Source organism: Vampirovibrionales bacterium (genome assembly GCA_016712355.1).
Lineage (GTDB): Bacteria > Cyanobacteriota > Vampirovibrionia > Vampirovibrionales > Vampirovibrionaceae > JADJRF01.
In genome coordinates, this window is record JADJRF010000005.1 from 382,383 (window position 1) to 400,799 (window position 18,417).

Genomic DNA, 18,417 nt, shown 5'->3' on the forward strand with positions numbered 1-18,417 from the left:
GTATCATAGGGGAAGCTCCGCTCGGGGCGCAAGGCCGCGCTCTTTTCTTTTTCATGGCCCATCAGGGCCGATTCGTCGCCGCCGGTTTTTCGTATGCCCATTGCTTTCGATCGTTATTCCCTCCTGATTGACGGCCGCCGCGCGTTTATTCGCAGCGGCGCGATGCACTATTTTCGGCTGCCTTCAGTCGACCTGTGGCGGGATCGCCTGGCGCGCCTTCGGATGGGCGGGTATAACGCCGTTGATCTTTATTTTAACTGGGCTTTTCATAGCCAACGCCCTGGCTCATACGATTTTACAGGCATTCGAGACGTAGATCGCCTGTTGGAACTGGCTTGCGAAGCGGGTCTATACGTCATCGCCCGACCGGGGCCCTATATTAACGCCGAACTGAGCGGCGGCGGGCTCCCGGCTTGGCTGCTGGCCGATCGCAATGTGATTCCCAGAAATCGCCTGCCGGATGGGAAATTTAAATGGTCACAGCCTTATATGGATGCTGTCGCCGAATGGTGGGGCCAAATCACGCCGAAGATCGCCCGCTGTGAGAATCTGATTCTCATGCAGATTGAAAACGAGTACGCCACCGAAGAGATGGAACCCGACTATCTGCTGGCGCTCGCGCGCATGTCGCGCGACCTGGGCGCGCAGGTCCCGTTATTTCATAATGATCTTTACGCCGCAGGCCTTTACGAGGACGTGGTCGACATCTACGCCTTTGATAACTACTCAGTCACCTCGTTTGAGACGGACTGGCGCCTGAATCCGCAGACGTTTGGCGTCATTGACGGCGCCGAAGAGGCGTTTCGGCCGTTTTGCGCGCATCGTCCCCTGTTCGCCGCCGAATTACAGGCGGGCTGGTTCAGCGGTCGCGGCGGGCCCTCGACCGACACGATTCGCGCCAGACTGGGACGGGATCATCTGGCGCTGAGCGTTAAAAGCTTGTTAGCACAGGGGGCAACGCTTTTCAACCATTATCTGGCAGTCGGCGGAAGCAATTGGGACGGGCTCGGCAGTACGCATGTTGAAACCACGTATGATTTCGCCGCGCCCATCGCAGAAGCGGGTCTGAGCACGGAGCGTTTATACGAAGCCAAGGCGCTGAACGTGTTTTTGTCACGCTTCGATCTCAGCGCCACAGAGCGCGAGACCCCGGACGCGGTAGCAGTCGCGCCCGCCTCACTGGTTCTGGCGATTCGGCGCAGCATAGAGCAGAACGATAGCCCAGCCCCAACGACAGCAAAGCCGCCTGCGCGCTGGCTGTTTCTGCGGAATTTTTCGGCGGACAGCGTCTGCGCCACTATCGAACAGGCGTTGAGCGCAACGCTGCTGCCCTATGAGTGCGTCATCCTGCCGATGGATGTCACGCTGGCTTGCGGCTGGACGCTGCAACGCGCGTCGGTCGAAGCGATCTGGCAATCGCCGCAGGCATTGATTCTGCGAGGGGATCGGCCTGTTCAGGTAATTTTGACGGCGCCGCGCGCGTTTACGCCGCCAGATGTTGCGGGATTCTCGGTGAAAGTAGAATCAGACGCTGCGTCTACGCGCCTGACGCTGACACATGACGCGCTTGCCCCCGACGGCGAGGCATGGATTCAATTGGACACTCTCACCGTGGGCCTGCTGGGCCGCGATCGTCTCGATCGGCTATGGGCTGAGCCGTCCGGGCGACTGGTCATTGGGCCGGACGAAGGGTTTTGCGAGGGCGGCTACGGGATTTTGGCCGAGCGGCAGGCGGCGGCCATCACCGTGCTGGCGCCCAACGCCGCCTTAAGCCGCTTGACGCCGCCTGCGCCGCAGCCGTTAGCCCCGCTGCCGACGCTGGGGCCATGGACGGTGGAGAATTTGGCTCCATCGCGTCACAGTGGGCACTACGTGATGCCGGTTTCATCGGTCGGGGCCGACTTTGACGCCAATGGGCTCTTTGACGCGCTAAGCGCGTGGTATCGATACGAAGCGCCGCCGGGCGAGAGCATTCACACGATCGCTTTAAGTGCGCGTCACCTGTGGGCGGCGTTTGTCGATGGCCGCTGCGTCGGCAGCGGGAATTTCTGGCGCGATCCCATGCTGGAAGAAGAAACGCCCGCCTTGAAAACCATCCAGGTCGCCCCCGCCGATCACCGCCCGGACGCCGGCTCGCCAGAAACGCTCTGGCTGTGGATTGACAGCCTGGGACGGCCCAAGGGGTACCACGACGACGCCAGCGCGGCTCAAGGGCTTCTGTCGCTGTACGTCAACGGACGCGACATCACCGACGATGTGGCCGTCAGCCCGGGCCTGTCGCCTGCGGCAGCCAGCGTCGCGCCGCCCGAAGCCAGCCCTGCGGCGCGCTTTCGCTGCGAATTCGCCTTAGACCGGCCCCAAAGTCTTTATCAGCCGCTGGGCCTGTCGTTAGGCGATTTCCCCGCAGAGCGCGTGAACGTTACGCTCAATGGCCTGCTCATCGCCCGCGACTGGTCGCCGTATCGCCGCACCACGCCGTTTGTTCTGCCGGAAGGCATCCTCAAGGCCACGGGCGGCAATACGCTCACGCTGGACGTCATTCGCCCCGACCCCTTTTTGCCGCTGAATCCGGCGTGGGAGGCGTTAAACGCCGTTCGCCTGACCTCTCTGGGCGCGTTTACCAAATGCCGCGTCTAGGGTAGACTAAGGGCGTTGAATCCGGGTTAGGCGGTAATGGCGCGCAGCGCGCAGTTTTTCGCGCAAACGCGATGGGTTTTTGATTATGACTCTGGTCCCGCAATTCATTCTGAAGCGCATGTATGTCAACGGCAGCCTGCGCGCCACGGCGGATGGCGTATCGTTTGATCTCAAAAACGCGCTGGGGCCGGGCCATATGACGCGTTTCTCGCAAATTCGCCTGAACGACGTCGTATTTGAGCCGTCGCAATTTCAGATTCGTCTGGGCGATCGCGTCATTGCGGCCGTGGATATTACCGAAGAAACGCCGCTGGCGGTCGGAATGGGCGCAGTCGCGCGCTGCGAGATTCCGGGCGCGACGCTGACGCCGGGACGTCATGAGATTCAGGTGTCGGTCGTGGTGCGTGAAGCCGGCGCCGTTTCTCTCAAAGTGGAAGACGATTTAATTGTCTGACGGGGCCGGGGAGCCAGAAGGCCTCTCGCCGTCGGCAGGACCCACCACGCGGCATGGCGAACCGAAGGCCTTGCTGTTGGGCGGAATATCGCGCAGCACCAGACTATTGGCTCCAATCACGCAACCGTCGCCAATCGTCACGCCTTTGGCGACAATGACGTTAGGGCCCAGATAGCAGCGATCGCCGATACGCGTGGGCGCATACGCCATGGGAGATTCTCCGCCGCTCAGACTCCAGGCGACGGAATCGTGGGAATAAATCTGCGCGCCAGCGGAAATGGAGCAATACGAGCCGATACTCAAGCCGCCGGACCCATCGAGAAGCGCGCCGGGCCCGATCCAGCTATGGGCTCCCACGCGAACGTCGCCCAGGACCAGCGCGCTGTCATAAATCGAGCTGCCTTCGCCAAAGCCCAGCGTTTGCGCCTTCTCCCAGCGGTCGACCAGATAGTCGGCAAAAGGCAAGGTGCGGTTAAAGTCACGGCGCAGGCAGGATTCCAGCGCGCGCCACAGCGCCCGTAAGTCTTCAAACAGGGCGGCTTGTCGAGGGGGGGCGGCCTGTAAGCAGGCCTGAAAGCGTGGGGTATTCATCACAATGGATTCTTGACGATCGGGAACAGCCTTCCAGCAGAGGCCTCTGCCTAAGACGAGGCCGTGACGGGCGGCGGGGTCAGCTTCGGCGCCTGATACAGACGATCGAGCGCGCGAAATTGCAGCGCTTCGGCGATATGGCCCGATGAGACGTCTGGCGCTTCGGCCAAATCGGCGATCGTTCGCGCCAGGCGCAGAATCCGGTCGAAGGCGCGGGCGCTGAGATTCATGCGCTGGAGCGCGCGCTTCATCAGCGAAGCGCTGGCGTCATCCAGCGGGCAATACGACTGGATATGAGCCGGCGTCATCTCGGCATTGCAGAAAATCCCCGCGTGTTCAAAGCGCCGGGCCTGAATCGCGCGCGCGCGATTGACCCGTTCGCGAATGGCGGCGGAGGTCTCGCCGCGAACATGGGCGCCGGAGGATTGCAACAGGTCGGCCTCGCTGAGGCGCGGCGCTTCGAGATGAATATCGATCCGGTCCAGAAGCGGTCCCGACAACTTGCCGAAATAGCGCTGGACCTGCTGGGCGCTATCGACGCAGGCGCGCGCCGGATCACCCAGGAATCCGCAAGGGCAGGGGTTCATGGCAGCCAGCAATAAAAACCGGGCCGGGAACGTCATGTTCTGCTGCGCGCGGCTGATGGTGATGACGCCGTCTTCCAGCGGCTGGCGCAGCACTTCGAGCACATTGCGCGGAAACTCCACAAATTCATCGAGAAACAGCACTCCGCGATGCGCCAGCGTAATTTCCCCCGGTTTGGGGTGGCTGCCCCCGCCGGTGATCCCGGCCATGGAGGCCGTGTGGTGCGGACTGCGAAACGGGCGCTCGAGCATCAGGCCGCGATCGCGGGTCAATTGCCCGGCGACGCTGTAAATGCGACTGACTTCCAGCATCTCTTCAAACGTCAGCGGCGGCAGAATTCCGGCGAATGCCTTGGCCATCATCGACTTGCCGCTTCCCGGCGGGCCGACCATCAGCATGTTATGCCCGCCAGCCGCCGCAATTTCGAGCGCGCGCTTGGCGCTTTCCTGTCCCTTGATATCAGCCATATCGATCGCCACAGCCGGAGAGGCCTCTAAGGCCTGGCGTCGCAACGCATCGCGATCCACAGGTTTGAGAAAGCTATACGGATGCGTCAGAAACACCGGCAGTTCGCTGAGCCGACTCAGCCCGAAGACCTCCAGACCGTCGACCAGCGAGGCTTCCAGGACATTGTCTTCCGGCAAAACGAGGGCTTGATACCCCTGTTGACGCGCCATCAGCGCGATGGACAGCGCCCCATTGATCCGGCGCAGCTCGCCTGTCAGCGATACCTCTCCCACAAAACAGGCCTGCCGCAGAAAATCGGTTTCCTGAATGGCGTCGCTGGCGGCCAGAAGCCCCAAGGCAAGCGGCAAATCGAAGCTCGCGCCTTCCTTGCGCACGTCCGCCGGCGCCAGATTCATCACGACTTTTTTAAGCGGAAAAGGGAAGCCGCTATTTTTAATCGCGGCCTTAATCCGCTCACGCGACTCGCTGACAGCAGCATCCGGCAGCCCGACAATCGTCAGGCCCGGCAATCCGGCGGCCATATCGACTTCGACCGTGACGGGCAAGGCGTCCATCCCATTGAGCGACGCGGTCAGGATTTTCGATACCATGAACGTCTCCCTGTCCAAAAGCCTTGTCTGACTATAAGAGGCGCAGACGGCGCCAGGCAAGCGGATGAGCGCGTTTGTTACATTGCCCGCGCAAAGCCCCTCTCGTGCGCCTGCCGGATGACGCACGCTTGCCCGCGCTATAATGAGTCCAATTAATCGCTCGTTGAAAGGAATCGACGCTCGCCATGACCGCTTCTCCCCGCTGGATTTCGCTTGGACTGCTGGGTGTGTGCCTGCTGGCCCTTTTAATCGGCTTGTTGACAGCGCTTCAGGGCGGTCTGGCCACTCAAGGCGGCCTGAACAGCGATAAGAACGCCCATAAAGGCGCTCAATTGCTCTCTCCTCTCAAGGGGCCCTCGCTGATGGCGATTGACCTGTCCGGGCCGATTATCATGTCGACCGAAGATAACGGCCTGTTCAGCAAGGGCGATTCCAACGCCGTCACCGCGCGCAAGGGGCTTGAGGAAGCGCTTGAAGATGATTCGGTCAAAGGCGTCTTGCTGGCCATTAATTCTCCCGGCGGCACGGTGGGCATGAGCCAGGAGCTGAATCGCGCCGTACGGCGTCTGGCAGAACGCAAGCCCGTGGTGGCGTATATGGGCGATATGGCGGCCAGCGGCGGGTATTACGCCGCCTGCGGAGCCACGAAGATCATGGCCAATCCCGGCACCCTTACCGGCTCGATCGGCGTGATTCTCTCGACGCTGAATTTCAAAACCCTGATGCAGGATAAGCTGGGCGTAAGGGCGTACACCATCAAGAGCGGACGCTACAAAGATCTGTTGAACCCTTACCGCGAGATGACCGACGACGAGCGGGCCCTGATTCAAGCGTTGATTGACGCCAGCTATCAGCAGTTTTTAACCGCCGTGATTGAAGGCCGCACGGCGGCGCTGTCCGATGATGCCGTCAAGCGCGCGCGCGCAGCGTCGATTCGCGCGGTGGCCGATGGTCGCGTTTTGATTGGCGCCCAGGCCCAAAAAGCAGGCCTTGTAGACGCGCTCGGCGACGTCAGCGACGCACAGGCGCTGTTAACGCGTTTGGCGCAGACGCGTTTTCATCTGCCGGACAGCGAAAAGCTTCCCATCAAAGAATATTCCCGGCGCGGGACGCTGGCCGACTGGATCGGCCTCAAGCGTGAAGGCGCGGCGCAGGGAGGCGACGCCCTCGGCGCGCTGAGCGCGGCTCTCCCCCTGAGCTTGCGGTATCCAGGCCAGCCGCTGTGGATTGCGGAGTAAGCGCGATGAGCGAATCTTCGGCGTCCTCGTCTTCTAACGCCCCCCTGCTTGACGCGTTTTATAACGGGCTGTTTCATCCGGTGCGAGAATACCGGCGCATTAGCGAGCGCCCTACCAACGCGCTCTTACTGGAAGGCGGCGCGTTTATCCTGCTCACGTCGGCCATGGCGCCGGTGGTGGGCGCCTTATGGGAAGGCGGCAATCCGCGCGCCCTGCTGTGGGAAGTGCCGTTGAACACAGTGATTGGCGCGTTGATTTGGCTCGCGATGGGCGGCATTTTGTCGATGCTGGCCTATGCCTTTACGGGAGAAAGCCGGCTTCGGGCATTTCTGATTCTGTCGGCTCTGTCGACGCTGCCTTGGTGGTTGATGGGACCGCTGGTTTTACTGAAAAACGGTCTCGGCGCCGTCGGCGACAGCGTAGGCGTACTGGCAGGGCTGTTCATCTGGCTGTGGAGCGCCCTGTTATTCTGTCTGGCCGTGGGCGTCGCCTTTCGTTTATCGCTGGAGCGAACGCTCGTCGTGCTGGCGGCACCGTTCGCGTTTGCGGGCGTGGCGTTATGCTGGGCGCTGGGCTTTATTTCGCGCCTGAGCCAACTGCTTTTTTAGGCGCAGCCGGCTTGTGAGTTGGCTTTGGCAGGGCGACAGGCGCGGCGCGCAAGGTGAACGCGTCCAGGACCTGTCCATCCAGACCGATCGCGCTGACGCTTAAGGCCTGAGGCGTCGCCTCTCCCCGCAAAAAGTGGTAGGCGCGCGCGCGCGCCTGCGACTGAGGCGCAAGGCGATTGGAAAATTTTCGGAGCGAGGCGCCGCCGCCGCCTGAAACAATATACGTCACGCCTTCAATGGGTCCCATACGCTCGTAATCGTGATCGTGTCCGCACAAGTACAGCGCAACGCCATGTTGACGAAACACCGGCTGCAACCACCGCTGAAGATCGGCGCTGGCGCCATGCTCTCCCGACGAGTACAGGGGATGATGGCCGTAAACGACTTTCCATGGCGCATCGCTGGCGGCCAGCGCCTTGTCGAGCCATTGTCGCTGAAGCGCGTCATGGGTGATATTCGTGTCGATCGCAAAGAAGGCGACCGGCCCTTGGCGAAACTGATAATAACGCCCTGGCATCCCGTAAAACGTGAGCATCGCAGGCTTAAAGCCCAGCAAAACGTCGTGATTGCCCAAGACAGGCCGGAACTGGACGCCTTTGTCCATGAGAGGCGCATACACGTCTCGATAGCGCGCCGCGCCGTATTTTCGGATATCGCCCGTCTCATAAATGATATCGCCCAGAACCAGCGCCGTCGTAAAGGGCGCGCGGACGTATTGAGCCAGCATCTGAGCGGCCAGCTGGCGCTGAGGCGACAATCCGGAGCCTGAGTCGCCAAAAGCGATAAAGGACGCAACGGGCGGCGGCGCGCTGGTCACGGTTTTTTTGGCGGCGGAGTAGGCGCCAAACGTTCCCAAGCCCCATCCCCCTGCAATCAGAAGCAGGAGGGCCCCCGCGAAAAGCCAGAAAGAACGGCGTTGAATCGGCGAGCGGCGCATGGCGTTATCTCCAGTTTGACAATGCAATAACGGCTTGAGAATCGACTCTGTTCTATCGTACGCGAGGAGACAGGGGCAAGTCCATCGACGCGCGCTGTCGACAGGCGTCGTTTATGCTACGATACGCCCATGAAAGCCCGTCACGTTGCCCGCGAACTCGCTCTGTTAGCCCTGTTTCAGAGGGAGCGCCATGGCGCGCTGCCCGCGCCTGCGACTGACTCGGCGGACTGCGCTGAGGGCGAGACGATTCAGGATCTGATTCAGGACGCTGTCCGCGCGCTCAGCGATCAGGCGCAAGGCCAAATTCGCGAAGCGGTTGAAGCTCTGGCCATCGCCGCCGATGAAATCGCGCGCCTGGAGCAGGAGCATCCCGATAACCTGCAAACGTCGCTGGAGACGCCAGCAGAGCCTGTGGCGCTGCCCACAACGCGTGTTGTGTACGATCATCTGACATCCGTCTTACAGGCGGCGCGGATGCTGGGCGAAGCCCTGCGAATCCCGGAATTGTCCGCCCATGCGGCCTCGGAATCGGTCCGATCGTACGCCTCGCAACTGATCGACGTCGCCTGCGCGCATCGCGACGAAATCGACGCTGCGCTGGAAGCGGCGAGCGAAGAATGGAAAGTGTCGCGCATGGCCCGTATGGACCGTAATATTTTACGTCTGGCGCTGGCCGAAATGCGCTATATCGACGGGGTAGACGCGGGCGTTTCGATTGACGAAGCCGTGCAGTTCGCGCGCGAATTTTCGACGCCAGACAGTTATCGCTTTATTAACGGCGTGCTGGGCCAGTTGGCGCAAGATCCGGCCGCGGCCCAACAAACGCCTGAGCCCGAGGCGCCTCTTGGCGGAGACGTCGGCGGGGATGTTTAACTGGCTGAAACCCAAGGCGTCGTCGCCTGAACAGGTGACAGCGCCGATTCTGGATGCGCCGCCGCAGGAGGCGAGCCCCGCGTTATCGCCCTTTGCGCGCCTAAAACAAGCGCTGGCCGCCACAGGCCGCTCGCTCTGGGGCGGGGCCCAAACGCTTATCGACGCCGACCGCGGGCTGGACGAGGATGCGCTGGACGCCATTGAAGAAACCCTGCTGCGCGCCGACGTGGGCCTGGAAACGACGCTGGCGCTGTTAGAGCCGTTGCGCCGTCAAGAAGTATCGCCCCGAAATGACGACGAATTGCGCGATTACCTTAAAACAGCGTTTCTCACGCTTTTACGGCCGTTTGAATCGGGCGCTGATCGCGCTTTACGCCCCGCTGCGCTGACGATTTATCTGGTCACCGGCGTCAATGGAGCCGGAAAAACAACGTTTATCGGCAAGCTGGCGCATCGTCTGACGCAATCGGGGCAACGCGTGGTGATTGGCGCAGGCGATACGTTTCGCGCCGCCGCAGAAAATCAGCTCGCCATCTGGGCCGAGCGCGCTCATGCCCAGCTGGTGCGCCGCGACGGAGCGGACCCCGCCTCGGTCGTCTTTGAAGCAATTGAGGAGGCGACGCGCCTCGGCGCCGACGCCGTGATTCTGGACACGGCGGGGCGGCTTCAAAACAAATACAATCTGATGGAAGAATTACGCAAAATCGCAGCGGTCATCGAAAAAGCGCGGCCTGCCGACAGCGATTTGCGCGCCCTGCTGGTTCTGGACGCCACGACCGGGCAAAACGCCCTACGGCAGGCTGAAGCCTTTAAAGAAGCGGTAACGCTCACCGGCGTGGTGTTAACCAAACTCGACGGCTCTTCCAAAGGCGGCGTCGCCCTGAGCGTGGCGCGCGAATTTGGCTTGCCGGTGCAATGGGTGGGCGTGGGCGAAAAAATCGACGATTTACAGCCCTTTAACGCGGAAGCCTTTGTGGAAGCCCTGTTCAGCGATGCGCGCGCAGGACGCGAACCAGCCGCGGGGAAAACCCATGTTTGACGCGCTGTCGGAACGATTACAGGGCGTTTTCGATTCGTTTCGCGGCGAGAAGACCCTGACGCCTGAAAATATGGAAAGCGCCCTGCGCGAAATCCGCCGCGCGCTGTTGGAAGCTGACGTCAACCTGCGCGTGGTCAAGAGCTTTCTGTCGCGCGTGAAAGACCGCGCCGAAGGCGAGGCCGTTCTAAAAACCCTGAATCCGTCGCAACAACTGGTGAAGATTGTCCACGACGAACTGGTGGCGCTGCTGGGCGGCGAACGTCAGCCGCTGGATATACAGACCGGCGATCCGCCGCTGATGATGTTGTTTGGCCTGCAAGGCTCAGGCAAAACCACGACGGCAGCCAAGCTGGCGCTCAAGCTGCGCCGGGAAGGGCATCGCCCCTTGCTGATTGCCGCCGACGTGTATCGTCCGGCCGCAATCGATCAGTTGGTCACGCTGGGCGCCCAGATTGGGATTCCGACGCATAGTCTGAACGACTCGACGGATGTACAAGCGATCGTACGCAGCGGCATCGACCGCGCGCGCGCCGAAGACTTACGGCCGGTGATCATCGACACCGCCGGTCGCCTACAGGCGGACGCTTCGATGATGGCGGAACTGCTGCTGCTGGAGCGCGTTTTCAAGCCGGCGGAAAAACTACTGGTCGTCGATGCGATGACCGGTCAGGAAGCCGTCGCCGTAGCAGAGACCTTCAATGCCCAACTGGCGTTGACCGGTCTGGCCATGACCAAAATGGACGGCGACGCGCGGGGCGGCGCAGCCCTATCGGTTGCCAGCGTCACGGGCAAACCCATCAAGCTGATTGGCGTCAGCGAAAAGCCGGATGGTCTGGAAGATTTCCACCCGGATCGACTGGCGACCCGCATTCTGGGGATGGGCGACGTGCTCACGCTGGTGGAAAAGGCTCAGCAGGCCGTCAACGCCGAAGACGCCAAGCGCCTTGAAAAGCAATTCCGCAAGCAGACCTTCTCGTTTGAGGATTTTCGCAATCTGCAGAAGCAGATGAAGCTGCTCGGGTCGTTTGATCAGATTCTGGGGATGCTGCCCATTCCCGGGCTGGATAAATCGATGCGCCAGCAATTGGCGCAAGGCGGCGAACAACAAATGAAGCGCATTGACGCGATGATCGCCAGCATGACGCCCGCCGAACGCCAAACCCCGGATCTACTGTCAGCCCAGGGCCGCGTACGACGCATCGCCAAAGGCTGCGGGATGCCTGAACCTGAGGTTCGTCAGTTCCTCAAACAATTTGAACAAATGAAACAAGTCATGAAGGCGATGACGCAAATGGGCGACGCCGTTAAATCTGGCAAAGCGCCCGCCGGCGGCTTCAAACTGCCCGGAATGGGTGGCATGAAGCCGGGGAGCCTCAAGTCTGATGCCTTCAAACCTGAAAAAAAGAAACGCAAGAAGAGCGGCTTATTTGCGTCGCTGGATGGCCAGATACCCGCATCGCCGTCTGGCGAGCCCTCAGACAAGAAGCCGCCGTTTCTGCTGTAAAGAACGCTTGACTCAAAGAGCATTCTTGCGCTGTGGGGGATTTGTGCTAGCGTGAAGAGGTCAATCGTTTTCGTGCGGTCTTGGGCGCTAAGCATTGATAGGGGTTTAGCGGCGGACGGCGGGTATCGAGTGGCGGCTTAAGGGAGCGACAACGCGGCCTCTTCGCATGCGCGAGCAGACGCGGGCGCGTCGTATTGATTCATCATCAGGCAAGAAGCAAGGCAGGAAAGAAGGAACAGCCATGTCCGTGTCCGGTCCATCTTTTGGGGCGCAGTCCCGCTTCGGGAAGCTTCTGGAAGCGCAATTGACAGACATCGATCCCGTAAGAGGGACAACCAAAGCCGCCCTTGTAATCGAGGATGCCCAAGGGAACCGGGAATCGCTGGTGATGAGAGGGCATGCCATTCCGAGGAAGAAGCTTTCCCAGATCTTTGAAAAGCCTACTTATGAGTGGAATTTCTCTCGAGATCCGGGCCAACCGCCTCTAGCGACCATTCGCATGAGGCATCAAGGGACGATTGATAGCACCTCTTTTCAAGTGCAAGCCGCCCGCCTTCGACGAGAGGAGGCCCCTTTTCGCGCGGCTGCGTTAGGTATTGCTACAGGGCAAGATCCTCACTATATAGAACCCAAACCCGGCCATATCCCCCAGAAGACTATTAGCGGGGCCCGCACAGATTTTCTCGATGATCTCGCTCTGGCCGCAATCGCTTTAACGCAGCGGGTACAGCAAGCGTGCGGCACGTTAGGCGGATACGGGCGACCTCAAATAGCCCCCGTGAAAGCCGAACAGCCGCCTACTCAAACGACGCCGCCTCTGGAAGAGGGGGTTTACGCTTAAGCAGGGCATAGGCGACGGGGATCACAAACAGGGTCAGGAACGTGGCCAGCGCCATCCCGCCGATCACCGACAGTCCGAGCGATTGTCGGCTTTGCGCGCCCGCGCCCAAGCCCAGCGCCAAAGGCGCAGCCCCGAAAATCGTGGCGACAGCCGTCATGACGATAGGCCGGAACCGAATGGCGCAGGCTTCGGCCGCCGCTTGCGCCGCCGAGTAAGTCGGGTTGGTTTTGCGCAGCGTATTGGCGTATTCCACAATCAGAATCCCGTTTTTCGTCACGAGCCCGACCAGCAAAATCATGCCAATCTGGCTGTAGGTGTTAAAACTGGCGCCGAATAAATATAACGTGATGAACGCCCCGCTAACGGCCAGCGGCACTGTCAGCATCACGATCAGCGGGTCGAGGAAGCTCTCAAACTGCGCCGCCAGCACCAGAAACACCACCAGCATGGCCAGTACGAAGGCAAACGTGGTGGCCGAGCTGGCCAGACGCATTTCGCGGCTCTCGCCTGCCCAGGCAATGCTCATGCCGGGCGGCAAAATGCGCTGGGCTTCGGCTTCGAGCTTATCCATCACGGCGCCCATCGACACGCCGGGAATCGGCAACAGCCCCGCGCTCAGCGTGGCGGCGCGCAGGCGTCCGTAATGGTTAATATCTTTGGGCGCGACGGTTTCTTGCGCGGTAACAGCATTCATGAGCGGCACGAGCTGGTCGTTACGGCCTTTGACATAGATGGTTTCCAGCTGTTGCGGCAGGCTTCTGGCGTCTTTCGGGGCCTGAACCATCACTTTATAACGCTTTTTATTGATCTCAAAAGTAGACAGATCCAGGCCGCCCATCAAGACCTGAAGCGTCTGCGACAGATCACGAACCGAAACGCCCAGAGAGGAGGCGCGTTCGCGGTCGACTTCCAGTCGCAGTTCGGGCTTGTTCAGTTTGAGATTGCTTTCGACCTTATACAGCCCAAAGATTTTTTTGGCCGCCGCTTCCATTTTCGCCGACGCTTGCGCCAGTTCCTGCAAGTCGTAGCCCTGCATCACCAGTTGAATCGGGTCCGCGCCCACGCTGGTAGGACCGGACGGCGGCGTGATAGGGAACACGAACGCTTCGGGAATGCTCATCATCTGCGGCATGATTTCCTGCAATATCGCATCGCTGGATCGCTGCCGCTCGCCGCGCTCCTTGTCTTTGAGGGTGATGAACATAATACCCTCGTTGACCGCGCCAATGGTGTCGCGACCGAAAGCCAGAACGGTCGTGGCGCGCAGGACTTCCGGCGTGCGGCGATACACGGCTTCGGCCTGTCGCGCCGCGCGATCCGTATAGGCCAGCGTCGCGCCTTCGGGGGCTTTAATAAACGTGAGAATGAAACCCCGGTCTTCTTTTGGAAGGAATTCTTTTGGGATAAACAGGTAGCAAATGGCCGTGAGCGCAATGGCCACCCCCGCGCCAGCTAGAATCAGGCCTTTTCGATCCATCCCCCACGACAAGGCCGATGCATACACGCTGCGCGCGCGGTCGACTCCGCGTCGAAAGCCTTGGGTCAGGCGATGCGCGGCGGTGTCGCTGTGCTTGTTTTTTAACAGGCGCGCGCACATCATCGGTGACAGACTCAGCGAAACGAAGCCGGAGATCAGCACCGATCCGGCCAGCGCAATCGCGAATTCGGAAAACAGGCGACCGACCGCCCCTGTCATAAAGGCAATCGGCACGAAAATAGCCACCAGTACCAGCGTCGTAGCGATGACGGCGAAAGCAATCTCGCGAATGCCGCGCACGGCGGCCAGCATCGGCGGCTCGCCCGCCTCGATATGGCGCACGATGTTTTCCAGGACGACGATAGCGTCATCGACCACGAGGCCAATCGCTAGCGTGAGCGCCAACAGCGTCAGCGTATTGATCGAATAGCCCAGCGCGTACATGACAAAGAACGTCGCCATCAACGACACCGGAATCGCGATGGCCGGAATCAGCGTCGAGCGAAAGCTGCCCAGAAAGAGGTAAATAACCAGAACCACCAGCACGATCGATAACAGCAGCGATTCTTTCACCTCATTGAGCGATTGCGCAATAAAGCGCGACGAATCGTACGCTACGCCCATGGTCATTCCAGACGGCAGGGTTTTGGAGATAAGCGCCATTTTCGCCTTGGCGGCGTCGGCCACGTCCAGCGTATTGGCCTTGGATTGCTTGACGATGCCGAAGCCCACGGCGGTTTTGCCATTCATCCGCAACAGCGAGCGGTCGTCACGCGCGCCGATTTCCGCACGGCCAATGTCGCGCAGATACACCGGCTGGCCGTCGATAGTTTTCAGCACCAGGCGGTTAAAGGCTTCCGGCGTCTTGAGTTCGCCCATCGTGCGAATCGTAAATTCGCGATACTGGCCTTCAATGCGCCCGGACGGCAGTTCGACGCTTTGTTCATTCAGGGCCTTTTGGATATCGCTTACAGTCACGCCGCGAGAAGCCATGGCCGCGGGTTCCAGCCACAGGCGCATGGCATATTCGCGCTCGCCGCCGATAATCACGCGGCCCACGCCGGGCAAGGTCTGAAGCTGATCGAGGATAAAGCGCCGACCGTAGTCGCTGAGCTGCAGCTGGCTATAACGATCGCCGCTGAGAACCAGCCACACAATGGGTTGCGCGTCGGAATCCTGTTTATAAATCACCGGCTCTTCGATGCCATCGGGCAGGCGTCCGCGCGCACGGAACACGCGATCGCGCACGTCCTGAGCCGCCACATTGATATCGCGGTTAAGCTCAAATTCCACGATGATATTGCTAAAGCCCTCGCCACTGCGCGAGGCCAGCGTCTTGATCCCCTCAATGCTGATGATTTCTTCTTCGAGCGGCTCGGTGACGCTGTTTTCAATGACTTCCGGGCTTGCGCCCGCGTAAAACGTGTTGACGGACACCACGGGCGGATCAATGTCCGGGTACTCACGAACAGAAAGCCGCGAAAAACCGACAATCCCGAACAGCACCAGCACCGTTGAAAGCACAATGGCCAGAACCGGCCGTCGAATCGAAATCTCAGAGAGCCACATTAGCGCACGCTTCCTGAAGTCGAGGCAGAGGCCGCTGCGCCAGCATTCTCAGGGGCCATGCGTCGAATCAACGCGCCGTCAAACAGCTTGCCGACGCCCTCGGTAATAATCTCTTCGCCCGCCTGCAAACCGGATTTCACCTCGACCCAGCCGGGCTTTCGCTCACCCAGAGCGATTTCCCGAAACTGGGCGCGATCGCCTTTGGCGACATAGACAAAAAATTTCTCGCCCTGCGGCACGGCGGCCTGTTCGGGAATCACCAACGCCTGGGGCTCGTTATAGAGCGTGAGCAGGGCGCGGGCGAACTGTCCGTCGCGGAGCGCAGCGGCCCCGGCATCTTCAATAACGGCTTTAATCAGTACTGTGTGGGTGGCAGGGTTGACTGTGGGCGAAACGAAGGCCACGCGCGCGCTGAGCGCAGGCGATTGAGAAGACTCGCCGACCGTAACAGCCACGGGACGGCCTTCTTTCAGCCAGGGCAAGAAGCGCTCCGGCGCGTCAAAAGCAATTTTCATACGGCGATTGTCGACCACGGTGGCGAGCTTTTCGGTGAGCATGACGTAATCGCCCAAATCGACGTATTTTTGCCCCACCACCCCGCTAAAAGGAGCCCGCACGATGGTCTCAGAGGACAATACGCGGTTATAGCCCAGTCGCGCGCGCGCTTGAGCCTGCTGCGAACGGGTTTCGGAGACTTGCGCCTGTGCGCGGGACACATCGTCTTGCGCCGCCTGAAAACGCGCGCGCTGGCTGTCGTAAGCGGCGCGCTTCTGTTCCAGCTCCAGATCCGATATAAAGTCCTGTCGGCGCAACGCGTCATAGCGCTTGAATTCTGACTCCGATAAGGCGAACGCGGCGCGCGCCGCCTCCAGATTCGCCCGCGATGCGCGCAAATCCGCATCGCGACTTATAATTGCGGTTTGCGCGGCCTGAGCGCCCGCCAGCGCCTCGGCGCTTTGCGCGGCCTGCTTGTCCGCCCGCAGATAAATCAGGGGCTGACCCTTGACGATGGGCTGACCCTCTACAAAGGCAATGCGCGCGACCGTTCCCGGCGTTTCGGCGTTCAGATCCACGCGGTTGTCGGCTTCAATGCTTCCTTGCGCCGTATAGGTAATATCCCACGCACGGGGCGAGACGCGGGCCGTTTGCACGGGCTGAGGGACCTTGGACGGATCAAATCCGCCGCCGCCGCCGAGAAATCGAAAGGCGATGGTCGCCAGCACCGCTACGGTGATTACGACAAGTATCAACCAGAACCAGAAAACGCCGCGAGACATGTATTGATTTCCTTCCTGGGCTAGTGAGTGGCGGGCGTCAGGGCGTCCGCCGCGAGGCCTTCCAAGAGCGATTGCCGTGAGGCGAGCCCGGCAGCTTCCACCAGACGCGTTTGCGCGCGATTGAAATTGGAAACGGCCTGTACCAATTGCGCCCGCGCATCGCTCAGCGCCGATTCCGCTGAAATGACATCGAGGTTAATGCCAACGCCCGCCTTGTAGCGTCCTACGGCAAGACGATAGCTCTCTTCGGCGGCGCGTTTTTCTTCGCGTACCGCCTCAATGGCGCTGGCCGCGCTTTGACTATCCAGAAAAGCCGACGCCACTTGCGCTTCAATGTCGCGAACTGCTTGCTGTGACTGAAGCTCCAACTGGTTCACGATGCGGTGAGCCTCCAGCCAGCGCGTGGGGATCGACAGCCCCAACTTGTCGCCCAACGCCGTTTGCACGCCAAAGCCCGCAAAACGGGTCAAACCCAAGACATCGGCGGAAGGACCGCGATAGCTGAGGTTGGCGTATAAATCAACCGAGGGAATTGCTTCTGAGAGAACGCTTCGACCTTGCCACTTAACGGCAAGACGCTGTTGACGCAGACGCGCCAAGGCGGGATGCGACTTTAAAGCATTTTCAATAAGGCGTTCTGGAGAGATGGATTCCGGGACGAGACGATGGGCTATGGCGTCCGTCATCGTGGGGACCAGATGCGCATCCATATCCATATTGAGACGGTTGAGCAACGCCTGCTCGGCTAGCGCAATCGCGTTATTGGCTTCAATGAGCTGACGTAAGCGCTGAGATTGCGCCGTTTGCGCCTGCATCACTTCCAATCGGGTCCCGAGTCCCGCCTCAAAACGGGCCTGGCTGATAGCAGTTTGCTCTTTGGATTCTTCAAGGCTTTTCTGCGCAAAATCCCGTTTGAGCTGGGCCTCTAACAGCGTGTAATAGTCTGAAGCGGCGCGCGCCAATTGCTGTTGATGCGTCTCTTTCACCAGTGAACCGCTGGCATTGACGCGTCTTCTGGCGGCCATCGCATCAAAAAGCGTCTTGCCGCCGGGCCAGACGCGGACGCTGGCGGACAAACCAGGCTCAAGCGTGGTTTGGGAGATATTAAGCGTCTGATTGCCAAACAACTGAATCACGCCTTTAAAGCGACGGTAGTTATAAAATCCGTCAATATCGGGCAGAAACTGGGTCAGGGATTGATAGAAACGCGCCTGATCAATTCGCTGGCCCTCGCGCTGAATCTGAATGGCGAGATTTTGCCCTTCCACCGCCTTAAGCGTTGATTCCAGCGAAACTGCGATGGTTTCCGTCTTGAGAAGCGCGGCGCTGAGCGTCACCGGCGAGATTGCAGGAGACGAAAGCGCGTCGTCTGAAGCTGCGCTTTGAGCAGGAGTGGTCGAGGCATCTGTCTGGACGCGCGCATTGACAGGCATCGCCTGCCACGCGGCGGGCTCTGCTGAGGCCGTCATGACAGCGGCTATCAGGGTAAACAAGACGAGCGATACGCGGACGGGCCGCTTCAGGCGATGAAACAGATGGTTCATGAAGACCTTCAGACCTCGCAAAGACCTCGAATATCGTCGAACATCGGTTCTATGGAACGTTACAGGGAAACGTTCCGCTCATGACGCTATGGGCTCAATGACCTTTTAGTCTACGCCGAACGGTCGACGGTTTCAAGAATAATGCGCGCAAGCGCGTGGCTTTGAAATCGCTCCCAACAATAACG

General features: G+C 60.2%; 14 protein-coding genes. 8 read left to right on the forward strand and 6 right to left on the reverse strand.

The window, feature by feature from the left end:
- The first annotated feature begins 93 nt into the window (after positions 1-93).
- Both IPK79_03200 and IPK79_03205 read left to right on the forward strand, forming a co-directional pair.
- Positions 94-2,637, forward strand: a complete 2,544-nt coding sequence (locus tag IPK79_03200) for a beta-galactosidase (GenBank protein MBK8189434.1) — start codon at positions 94-96, stop codon at positions 2,635-2,637.
- Positions 2,638-2,722: 85 nt separating this feature from the next.
- Complete coding sequence (locus tag IPK79_03205) at positions 2,723-3,091, forward strand: hypothetical protein (protein MBK8189435.1); 369 nt, start codon at positions 2,723-2,725, stop codon at positions 3,089-3,091.
- Here the strand turns inward: IPK79_03205 and IPK79_03210 are convergent.
- A complete protein-coding gene (locus IPK79_03210; GenBank protein MBK8189436.1) occupies positions 3,080-3,682 on the reverse strand; it encodes an acyltransferase in 603 nt (200 codons plus the stop codon). The two genes, IPK79_03205 and IPK79_03210, sit on opposite strands and share 12 nt — an antisense overlap.
- Before the next feature lie 50 nt (positions 3,683-3,732).
- Entirely contained in the window at positions 3,733-5,325 is a 1,593-nt protein-coding gene (locus IPK79_03215) for a YifB family Mg chelatase-like AAA ATPase (GenBank protein ID MBK8189437.1), read from the reverse strand.
- A 185-nt stretch (positions 5,326-5,510) separates the two neighbouring features.
- On the opposite strand from IPK79_03215, the gene sppA reads away from it, so the two are divergent.
- Entirely contained in the window at positions 5,511-6,563 is a 1,053-nt protein-coding gene (gene sppA / locus IPK79_03220; GenBank protein MBK8189438.1) for a signal peptide peptidase SppA, read from the forward strand.
- A 5-nt stretch (positions 6,564-6,568) separates the two neighbouring features.
- Entirely contained in the window at positions 6,569-7,171 is a 603-nt protein-coding gene (locus IPK79_03225) for a YIP1 family protein (GenBank protein ID MBK8189439.1), read from the forward strand.
- Here the strand turns inward: IPK79_03225 and IPK79_03230 are convergent.
- A complete protein-coding gene (locus IPK79_03230) occupies positions 7,140-8,027 on the reverse strand; it encodes a metallophosphoesterase (protein MBK8189440.1) in 888 nt (295 codons plus the stop codon). The genes IPK79_03225 and IPK79_03230 overlap by 32 nt on opposite strands.
- Before the next feature lie 210 nt (positions 8,028-8,237).
- Between IPK79_03230 and nusB the strand changes: the two genes are divergently transcribed.
- From nusB to IPK79_03250, 4 genes are all read left to right on the forward strand, one after another.
- Positions 8,238-8,981, forward strand: coding sequence for a transcription antitermination factor NusB (gene nusB, locus IPK79_03235; GenBank protein ID MBK8189441.1), 744 nt, complete (start codon positions 8,238-8,240; stop codon positions 8,979-8,981).
- Positions 8,974-10,020 carry a signal recognition particle-docking protein FtsY gene (gene ftsY / locus IPK79_03240; GenBank protein MBK8189442.1) on the forward strand — a complete coding sequence of 349 codons (1,047 nt, stop codon included), beginning with the start codon at positions 8,974-8,976 and terminating at the stop codon, positions 10,018-10,020. The genes nusB and ftsY overlap by 8 nt, the downstream gene beginning before the upstream one ends.
- Positions 10,013-11,524: a signal recognition particle protein gene (gene ffh, locus IPK79_03245; protein MBK8189443.1), complete on the forward strand. Its 1,512-nt coding sequence runs from the start codon at positions 10,013-10,015 to the stop codon at positions 11,522-11,524. Before ftsY ends, ffh begins: the two co-directional genes overlap by 8 nt.
- Positions 11,525-11,690: 166 nt before the next feature.
- Positions 11,691-12,365: a hypothetical protein gene (locus tag IPK79_03250; protein MBK8189444.1), complete on the forward strand. Its 675-nt coding sequence runs from the start codon at positions 11,691-11,693 to the stop codon at positions 12,363-12,365.
- Here IPK79_03250 and IPK79_03255 read toward each other — a convergent pair.
- From IPK79_03255 to IPK79_03265, 3 genes are read right to left on the reverse strand one after another with little or no spacing between them, the layout of a single operon-like run.
- Positions 12,322-15,411 carry an efflux RND transporter permease subunit gene (locus IPK79_03255; protein MBK8189445.1) on the reverse strand — a complete coding sequence of 1,030 codons (3,090 nt, stop codon included), beginning with the start codon at positions 15,409-15,411 and terminating at the stop codon, positions 12,322-12,324. The two genes, IPK79_03250 and IPK79_03255, sit on opposite strands and share 44 nt — an antisense overlap.
- Positions 15,411-16,688, reverse strand: a complete 1,278-nt coding sequence (locus tag IPK79_03260; protein ID MBK8189446.1) for an efflux RND transporter periplasmic adaptor subunit — start codon at positions 16,686-16,688, stop codon at positions 15,411-15,413. The genes IPK79_03255 and IPK79_03260 overlap by 1 nt, the downstream gene beginning before the upstream one ends.
- A gap of 20 nt (positions 16,689-16,708) precedes the next feature.
- A complete protein-coding gene (locus tag IPK79_03265; protein ID MBK8189447.1) occupies positions 16,709-18,232 on the reverse strand; it encodes a TolC family protein in 1,524 nt (507 codons plus the stop codon).
- Positions 18,233-18,417: the final 185 nt, after the last annotated feature.

What these genes read in the sequence shown, in the direction of transcription:
- ftsY (MBK8189442.1), top strand. Translation starts at nt 8,974, where the DNA reads ATGTTTAACTGGCTGAAACCCAAGGCGTCGTCGCCTGAACAGGTGACA.
- nusB (MBK8189441.1), top strand. Translation starts at nt 8,238, where the DNA reads ATGAAAGCCCGTCACGTTGCCCGCGAACTCGCTCTGTTAGCCCTGTTT.
- sppA (MBK8189438.1), top strand. Translation starts at nt 5,511, where the DNA reads ATGACCGCTTCTCCCCGCTGGATTTCGCTTGGACTGCTGGGTGTGTGC.
- ffh (MBK8189443.1), top strand. Translation starts at nt 10,013, where the DNA reads ATGTTTGACGCGCTGTCGGAACGATTACAGGGCGTTTTCGATTCGTTT.
- IPK79_03200 (MBK8189434.1), top strand. Translation starts at nt 94, where the DNA reads ATGCCCATTGCTTTCGATCGTTATTCCCTCCTGATTGACGGCCGCCGC.
- IPK79_03260 (MBK8189446.1), bottom strand. Translation starts at nt 16,688, where the DNA reads ATGTCTCGCGGCGTTTTCTGGTTCTGGTTGATACTTGTCGTAATCACC.
- IPK79_03210 (MBK8189436.1), bottom strand. Translation starts at nt 3,682, where the DNA reads ATGAATACCCCACGCTTTCAGGCCTGCTTACAGGCCGCCCCCCCTCGA.
- IPK79_03215 (MBK8189437.1), bottom strand. Translation starts at nt 5,325, where the DNA reads ATGGTATCGAAAATCCTGACCGCGTCGCTCAATGGGATGGACGCCTTG.
- IPK79_03250 (MBK8189444.1), top strand. Translation starts at nt 11,691, where the DNA reads ATGCGCGAGCAGACGCGGGCGCGTCGTATTGATTCATCATCAGGCAAG.
- IPK79_03205 (MBK8189435.1), top strand. Translation starts at nt 2,723, where the DNA reads ATGACTCTGGTCCCGCAATTCATTCTGAAGCGCATGTATGTCAACGGC.
- IPK79_03225 (MBK8189439.1), top strand. Translation starts at nt 6,569, where the DNA reads ATGAGCGAATCTTCGGCGTCCTCGTCTTCTAACGCCCCCCTGCTTGAC.
- IPK79_03265 (MBK8189447.1), bottom strand. Translation starts at nt 18,232, where the DNA reads ATGAACCATCTGTTTCATCGCCTGAAGCGGCCCGTCCGCGTATCGCTC.
- IPK79_03255 (MBK8189445.1), bottom strand. Translation starts at nt 15,411, where the DNA reads ATGTGGCTCTCTGAGATTTCGATTCGACGGCCGGTTCTGGCCATTGTG.